Here is a 6,727-nt window from a genome sequence, read left to right on the forward strand (position 1 = left end):
ACGTGCCCAGGCCCAGCGGCTCCGGCTCAGGCGGCGCCGCGCAGATCGCCGGACGGGTTATCCACTAAAATCTAACCCGGATCACTCGATGGGGGCTGGTCAGGGCAGGGGGGCCGAGCTCGGCCTGCCGCGCGGCCGCAAGCCCGAGACCTGCCCGGTGCGGGCTCTGGAAGCCTGGCTGCAGGCCAGCGACTTCCGCTACGGCCCGGTGTTCCGCAAGGTCGACCACTAGGGCACCGTGGAGACCGCCGCCCTGCACCCCTATTGCCTTGCCCAGATTCCTGGCCCGCCGCCTCGCGCTGGCCGGTCTCAAGCCAGCCGGCCTCGAGCGGCTGTCCCTGCATGGGCTGCGGGCTGGCTTCATCACCGAAGCCTACAAGGCTGGCGCGCGCGACGAGGCGATCATTGAGCACAGCCGCCACCGCGACATCCGCATCATGCGCGGCTACATCCACCGCGCCAAGCTCGTCGACGAGAGCCCAGCCGGGATGGTCGGGCTGTAGCCCTCTGAGCGGCTGTGACCCACCCGGACAGGGGAGGGCCAGGAGCCGGGCGCGCAGGTTGCCGGACCGCGGGCCAGGCCGGCGCTGCGTGGGTGGATCTGGAGAAGGCGAGAAACGACACGGGTCAGCAACCGGGAAGGCGGCGGCGCATGCGTACCTACCACCACTGCCCCACCGGCCGTTCCGCCCAGCAGTGCACGATCCCAGGTTCTGAGCGGCCTTGGTCTCAGACGACCCCGGTCACAGATCAGCCCGGAATGTGGGGCGGCCGGTGCCCGCGTAAAGGATGCTGGCCTGCCGCTGCGCAGCCTCAGCCTGCATCGCAACCAGCGCGGGGTCCATGTCGCGGTCCGGGCGCGGCTCGTGCCGGAAGTGGTTGTATTCGTCGACGCCGCGCACGAGTGCTGCGCTGTCACCGTGGATCGCCACCTGCCGCACATGCGTCGGGATATAGCGCACCGCCAGGCCGATGCGCCGGTCCTGCGCATGATTGGCGCCCGAGGCATGGAAGATCTTATGGTGGTGCAGCGACATCTCGCCCGGCTGCAGTTCCACGTCGACCGCCATCGCTTCATCTACATCGACCGCGATCTCTTGGCCACGCGTCAGCATTGCGCCGGGTTTCCAGGTATCCACATGCGGCACGACTTCGCGCGTCTGCGTGCCCGGGACCATGCGCATCGCGCCGCTCTCCTTCGTCGCGGGCGACAGCGCGATCCAAGCGGTGATCGCCTCGTCCGGCTCCAGGTGCCAATAGGTCGTATCCTGATGCCATGCGACGTAGCGGCCGTCGCCGGGCTCCTTGATGAACCAATGCGTATTCCACGCCATCAGGTTCGGGCCGAGAATGTCTTCGACCGCGTCCAGGATCTTGGGTGTGCGGATGAGCTCGTCTACCCAGGTGAACAGCAGGTGCGTCTTGAACATCAGGGAGCCGCGCAGCGGGCCGCCCTGGCTTCGCTCGAAAGCCTCAAGGCACTCACGGTAGTACCGGACCTCATCGGTCGTCAGCACCGGCACCGGCCAGTACACGCCGTCCCGGCGGTAGTGCGCAACGGCATCGTTCGTCAGCAATTTGGACATGGTTTCCTCCTCCGTCTTCTGTTTTATTGTCAGGCAGCGCTTTGCTCCGAGATGCTACGCAGGCGCTGCCACGTTTCCGTGCCAGCCACTTCGCAATGGTCGTGGGCAAGGCGGGCGGCGGTGTTCGTCTCGCCGGCACGGATCGCCGCCGCGATGACGATGTGCTCCTGCCAGCAGCGGAGATGAAAGGCCTTGTCCTGCAGGGCGACCGCGATGCCGCGCCGAACATGGGCCCATTGCTGGCGCGTGATATCCAGCACGACGGGGTTCCCGGACATATCGGCCAGCAGTTCGTGAAAGGCCATGTCAAGGGGCACCAGCGTGGCGAGGTCATGCGCATGCGCGGCGGCCTCGCCGTCGGCAAGCACCTTGTCCAGGGCATCGAGGCTGCGCAGCGTCCGGTCCCCTGACGCAACGCGGCGTGCGGCACTCGCCGCGGCCAAGGAATCCAGTGCGGCACGCACTTCGAACACGGCCTTCAGGTGATCAGGGTCGACAGGCGCCACCTCCAGGCCGCGGCCGGGGGCGTCGCGCAGAAAGCCCTGCTGCTTGAGCAGCACGAGGGCATGACTGATCGGCTGCCGCGACACTTGCAGCATCGCGGCGAGGCTTTCCTGCGTGACGCGCGCGCCCGGCGGCAGCCGGCCGTCGCAGATGGCGTCGAGCAGAAGGGCGTGGCAGCGGCCCACCAGCTTTTCCGGGGATTGCAGAGGCTGCAGTTGCCAGTCGGCGAGCACCGAACGTCTCCGAACTCTGAATGCAGAATGTAGAGTGTGAGACCGCTGGTCAAGCTATGCCGTCGGCGGAGGATCAGGACGTGTGAGGCGGTCGCCATGACCACCAATGGTTGCATCAACGGTGAACCTGGCCGTGCAGGGCGCAGCCGGCGGCACAGGTGCCTGGCCGTCGCAATCAGCACCCCCCCCCGCGGCCCCGATCGCGGCGCCTGGGACGCCCCACGTCCACCACCCGCGACTGTAAAGTGGCGGAGGGCACGAGCTGGCAGAGGGCGCAGACGATACCCTCCTGGAGAGCTGTCCCCGCACTCCGCTATCGTGCCGCGCTATGGACAACCGAGACGAGTTGACACAGGCCACCCCTGAAAAGGCTGCGCCGGTACCGCAGGCCGCGGCTGCCCTAACCACGGCGGCGGCATCGACCCTGACGGAGGAGGCTTACCGCCGCCTCGAGGAGATGATCGTCACCCTGGAGCTTGCCCCCGGCAGCGTCGTCTCCGAGGCGAGTCTTGGCCGGCAGCTCGGCATCGGGACGACGCCGGTTCGCGAGGCCTTGCAGCGCCTCGCCCGCGAGCACTTGGTGCAGGTGCTGCCTCGGCGCGGAGTGGTGGTGACGGCGGTCGACCTGCGGCAGCAGCTGCAGGTGCTGGAGACGCGCCGCGAGCTGGACCGGCTGATCGCCCGCGCCGCAGCGCGGCGCGCGACGGCCCGCGAGCGCGCCGCGATTGCGGAGCTCGCGTCCCGCCTCGAGGAGGTGGCGGGAGAGGAGGACATCCGTGCCTTCATGCGGATTGACGGCGAACTGCGGCAGGCGCTGGGCCGGGCAGCGCGGAACGAGATCGCGGCGGCGGCGGTGGCGACCCTGCATGCAGTCTCCCGCCGCTTCTGGTTCTTCCACCACGGCGGGTTAGCCGAGCTCGCTGAGACGGCGTGCTTGCATGCCGCCATCGCGCGGGCCGTTGCCGCCGCGGAGGAGGCTGCGGCTGTTGAGGCATCCGACCGGCTGGTGGCCCACATGGTCGCGTTCGCGCGAGGGACCTTGCCCGGGCTTGCAGCTGACATGCTTCTGGCATAAGACTGGCATGCCAATTCACCGGCGCGGGAGAAACGTCTTGCAACTCACCCAGGCGCAGCGCGACCAGTACGAACACGACGGCTTCCTCATCCTCCCCGGCCTGTTCTCGCCGCCCGAGGTCGCGGCCATGAAGCAGGAACTGCGGCGCATCGAGGAGATCGACACCGACCATCTGGTGCGCGAGCGCAGCGGCGGCGTCGCCAAGACTATTTTCAGGGTGCACGAGGCCGACGGCCCCACCGCCTCGCCCGTGTTCCGCGCCGCCGCGCGCGCACCGCGCCTGCTGCAGCCGGCGCGACAGGTACTCGGCGACGACGCGCTCTACATCCACCACACCAAGTGCAACCTGAAGACCGCCATCGACGGCTCGGTGTGGCAGTGGCACCAGGACTATGGCTCCTGGCGGCGCGACGGCGTGCCGGCACCCGAGATGACGACCGCGCTGGTGATGCTGGACGAGCCGACCGAGATGAGCGGCTGCCTCTACTTCATTCCTGGCAGCCACAGGGTCGGCAATCTCGAGCCGGAGATGGACGACCACACCAGCTCCTACCGGCTCTGGGTAGTGCCGAAGGATGAGCTGCTCTCGATTATGCAGCGCAGCCCGGAGCCGGTGCCGATTATCGGCCCGCCCGGCACCGTGGTCTTCTTCCACTGCAACATCCTGCACGCCTCCGGCCACAACCTGTCGCGGCACGACCGCTGGGCTGTCTACTACGTCTACAACCGCACCGCGAACCGGCCCGGCGATGTGCCGAACCCACGGCCGGACTATGTACGCTCGACCAACTGGACGCCGCTGCCGCTCGGGACCGACGACATCCTGGCGCCGGCGCAGCCGGTCGCGGCCGAGTAGGGGAGCGGACGTCATGGCCCTGCGCCTCACCCCGTTGCACCCGCTCTTCGCCGCGGAGGTCGAGGACATCGACCTCCGCGTGCCCCTGCCGCCCGCGGCGGTGGCCGAGATCGAGGCGGCGATGGACCGCTTTGCCGTCCTCGTCTTCCGCGATCAGGCGCTCGACGACGACCAGCAGATCGCCTTCGGCCTGAATTTCGGGCCGCTGGAGGCCGAGACGGCCACCGTGGACCTACACAAGCGCCGCCTGAAGCACGCCCAGATGAACGACATCTCGAACCTGGACGAGCGCGGCCAGCTTCTGGCGGCGGACGATCGGCGCCGGATGTTCAACCTGGGCAATCGGCTCTGGCACAGCGACAGCTCCTTCAAGGCGACGCCGGCGAAATACTCGCTGCTGCATGGCCGCGTGGTGCCGCCCGAGGGCGGCGAGACCGAGTTCGCCGACATGCGCGCCGCCTGGGACGCGCTGCCGGAGAGGACAAAGGCTAAGCTGCGCGACTTGGTCTGCGAGCACTCATTGCTCTTCTCCCGCGGCCAGCTCGGCTTCACCGAGTTCACCGAGGATGAGCGCGCGAGGTTCGCGCCTGTGCCGCAGCGGCTGGTGCGGCGGCACGCGGGATCGGGCCGGCTCTCGCTCTATCTCTCCTCGCATATCGGCCGCATCCGCGGCTGGCCGGTGCCGGAGGCGCTGGCCCTGGTCCGCGACCTTATGGAGCACGCCACCCAGCGCGAGTTTGTCTATCGCCATAGCTGGCGCCGGCATGACCTGGTCATATGGGATAACCGCTGCACCCTGCACCGCGCCCGCCCGTTCGAGGACAGCGAGCATCCGCGCGACATGCGCCGCGTGACGCTGCAGGATTCGCGGCCGACCCTGGAGCAGGCCGCCTGACGGTAGAGGCTCAACGGGACAAACGGGAGGACCACCCATGCTGCAGATCCAGCCGATCGAGCCGCTCTTCGCGGCCCGGGTCACCGGCCTCGACCTGCGCCGGCTGCCGGAGGACGCCGCGTTCGCGCGTCTCCGCGAGGCCTTCGAGCGCTACTCGGTGCTGGTCTTCCCCGACCAGGCGATCGACGACGCCGCGCAGGTCGCCTTCAGTGAGCGCTTCGGTCCGCTCGAGACCACGCGGGCCGGTGCCAACGGCGCGGGTGGAAAGCTCATTGTGCTGACCAATATCGGCCCCGACGGGCGGATCGCGCCGCCGACCGACAAGCAGGTGCTGAACAACCGCGCTAACCAGTCGTGGCACCACGACAGCTCCTTTAAGCCGGTGCCGGCGCGTGCCTCCATGCTCTCGGCACGCGAGATCCCGGGCGAGGGCGGCAATACCGAGTTCGCCAGCCTGCGCGCGGCCTATGCGGCGCTGCCGGAGGATCTGCGGGCCGCAGTGCAGGACAGGACCGTGGTCCACGATTTCGGCTGGTCGCGCTCGCGCGTCGAGCCTGCGCTGGTCACCGAGGCCGAGCGGGCGGACTGGCCGCCGGTGCGTCACCCGATGGTGGTCGCGGGCGCGCATGGCCCGGCGCTCTACCTCGGCGCCCATGCCCGCATGGTCGAGGGCATGGCAGAGGCAGAGGGGCGGGCGCTGATCGACCGGCTGATGGCCTTTGCGACCCAACCGCGTTTCGTCTACAGCCACCGCTGGGCGCCGCACGACCTGGTGCTGTGGGACAACCGGGCAGTGCTGCACCGCGCGACGCCCTTCCGCAGCGTCGCCGAGCGCCGCCACATGGTGCGCACCACGATTGCCGGCGAGGAGCCGCGCCGGGCCGCCGCGGAATGACTAGCGCGGAGACCCTCCTTTCCGTGCAGTATGACTACGTCATCATCGGCGCCGGCTCGGCGGGCTGCGTGCTGGCCAACCGGCTCTCGGCCGATCCCACGATCTCCGTCCTGCTGCTGGAGGCCGGCGGGTCGGATGCGCATCCCTATGTGCGGGCGCCTGCCGGCTTCCTGAAGACCTTTCAGGACCCACGCTTCAACTGGTGCTACAGCACCGAGCCGGGACCCGGGGTCGACGGCCGCGCCATCTTCTTTCCCCGCGGCAAGCTGCTCGGCGGGTCGAGCTCGATCAACGGCCACCTCTATGTCCGCGGCCAAGCGCGCGACTTCGACACATGGGCGCAGATGGGCAACCGCGGCTGGTCCTATGCCGATGTCCTGCCGTACTTCCGGCGCTCGGAGGACCGCCCGGGCGGCGACCCGGCCTGGCGCGGCCGCGGCGGCCCGCTGCATGTCTCGGACATCCACGAGCGCCACCCAATCTGCGAGGCCTTCATCGCCGGCGCTGAGAGCCTCGGCTTGCCGCGCAACCCCGACTACAACGGCGCGGCGCAGGAGGGGGTCGCCTACTACCAGCGTACCTGTTGATTGCCACTGAGATCTGACCTGGTTTGGGGTGAAGTTGCCACTGAGAGTTGACCCATGTTCGGACGCTAGCCTCGGCTTTCTGGGCGGAGGCGGCGG

Annotated in this window: 9 protein-coding genes; 7 read left to right on the forward strand and 2 right to left on the reverse strand. The window is 68.9% G+C overall.

Translation table 11 applies throughout. The features are described 5' to 3' along the window. Positions 1-88: 88 nt before the first annotated feature. Together DOO78_RS27785 and DOO78_RS26425 are read left to right on the forward strand one after the other, a co-directional pair. Positions 89-232, forward strand: coding sequence for a site-specific integrase (locus DOO78_RS27785; RefSeq protein ID WP_165839104.1), 144 nt, complete (start codon positions 89-91; stop codon positions 230-232). A gap of 37 nt (positions 233-269) precedes the next feature. Further along, entirely contained in the window at positions 270-503 is a 234-nt protein-coding gene (locus DOO78_RS26425; RefSeq protein WP_111472868.1) for a site-specific integrase, read from the forward strand. 240 nt (positions 504-743) lie between these two features. Here DOO78_RS26425 and DOO78_RS26430 read toward each other — a convergent pair whose 3' ends face one another. Beyond that, positions 744-1,586: a phytanoyl-CoA dioxygenase family protein gene (locus DOO78_RS26430; protein WP_111472869.1), complete on the reverse strand. Its 843-nt coding sequence runs from the start codon at positions 1,584-1,586 to the stop codon at positions 744-746. A 29-nt stretch (positions 1,587-1,615) separates the two neighbouring features. Then, complete coding sequence (locus tag DOO78_RS26435) at positions 1,616-2,323, reverse strand: GntR family transcriptional regulator (RefSeq protein WP_111472870.1); 708 nt, start codon at positions 2,321-2,323, stop codon at positions 1,616-1,618. Between the two features lie 346 nt (positions 2,324-2,669). On the opposite strand from DOO78_RS26435, the gene DOO78_RS26440 reads away from it, so the two are divergent. Genes DOO78_RS26440 through DOO78_RS26460 form a run of 5 tightly spaced genes read left to right on the forward strand, consistent with a single transcriptional unit; the run spans position 2,670 to position 6,631 of the window. Next, entirely contained in the window at positions 2,670-3,398 is a 729-nt protein-coding gene (locus DOO78_RS26440) for a GntR family transcriptional regulator (protein ID WP_165839105.1), read from the forward strand. Between the two features lie 37 nt (positions 3,399-3,435). Continuing rightward, positions 3,436-4,254, forward strand: a complete 819-nt coding sequence (locus tag DOO78_RS26445) for a phytanoyl-CoA dioxygenase family protein (protein WP_111472872.1) — start codon at positions 3,436-3,438, stop codon at positions 4,252-4,254. A 13-nt stretch (positions 4,255-4,267) separates the two neighbouring features. Further along, complete coding sequence (locus DOO78_RS26450; RefSeq protein ID WP_111472873.1) at positions 4,268-5,149, forward strand: TauD/TfdA dioxygenase family protein; 882 nt, start codon at positions 4,268-4,270, stop codon at positions 5,147-5,149. Between the two features lie 37 nt (positions 5,150-5,186). Then, positions 5,187-6,044: a TauD/TfdA dioxygenase family protein gene (locus DOO78_RS26455; protein WP_111472874.1), complete on the forward strand. Its 858-nt coding sequence runs from the start codon at positions 5,187-5,189 to the stop codon at positions 6,042-6,044. Beyond that, positions 6,041-6,631 carry a GMC family oxidoreductase gene (locus DOO78_RS26460; protein ID WP_207803083.1) on the forward strand — a complete coding sequence of 197 codons (591 nt, stop codon included), beginning with the start codon at positions 6,041-6,043 and terminating at the stop codon, positions 6,629-6,631. Before DOO78_RS26455 ends, DOO78_RS26460 begins: the two co-directional genes overlap by 4 nt. Positions 6,632-6,727: the final 96 nt, after the last annotated feature.

Source organism: Roseicella frigidaeris, assembly GCF_003258945.1.
GTDB lineage: Bacteria > Pseudomonadota > Alphaproteobacteria > Acetobacterales > Acetobacteraceae > Paracraurococcus > Paracraurococcus frigidaeris.

Coding starts and splice junctions, on each gene's coding strand:
- DOO78_RS27785 (WP_165839104.1), top strand. CDS start 89: ATGGGGGCTGGTCAGGGCAGGGGGGCCGAGCTCGGCCTGCCGCGCGGC.
- DOO78_RS26430 (WP_111472869.1), bottom strand. CDS start 1,586: ATGTCCAAATTGCTGACGAACGATGCCGTTGCGCACTACCGCCGGGAC.
- DOO78_RS26450 (WP_111472873.1), top strand. CDS start 4,268: ATGGCCCTGCGCCTCACCCCGTTGCACCCGCTCTTCGCCGCGGAGGTC.
- DOO78_RS26455 (WP_111472874.1), top strand. CDS start 5,187: ATGCTGCAGATCCAGCCGATCGAGCCGCTCTTCGCGGCCCGGGTCACC.
- DOO78_RS26460 (WP_207803083.1), top strand. CDS start 6,041: ATGACTAGCGCGGAGACCCTCCTTTCCGTGCAGTATGACTACGTCATC.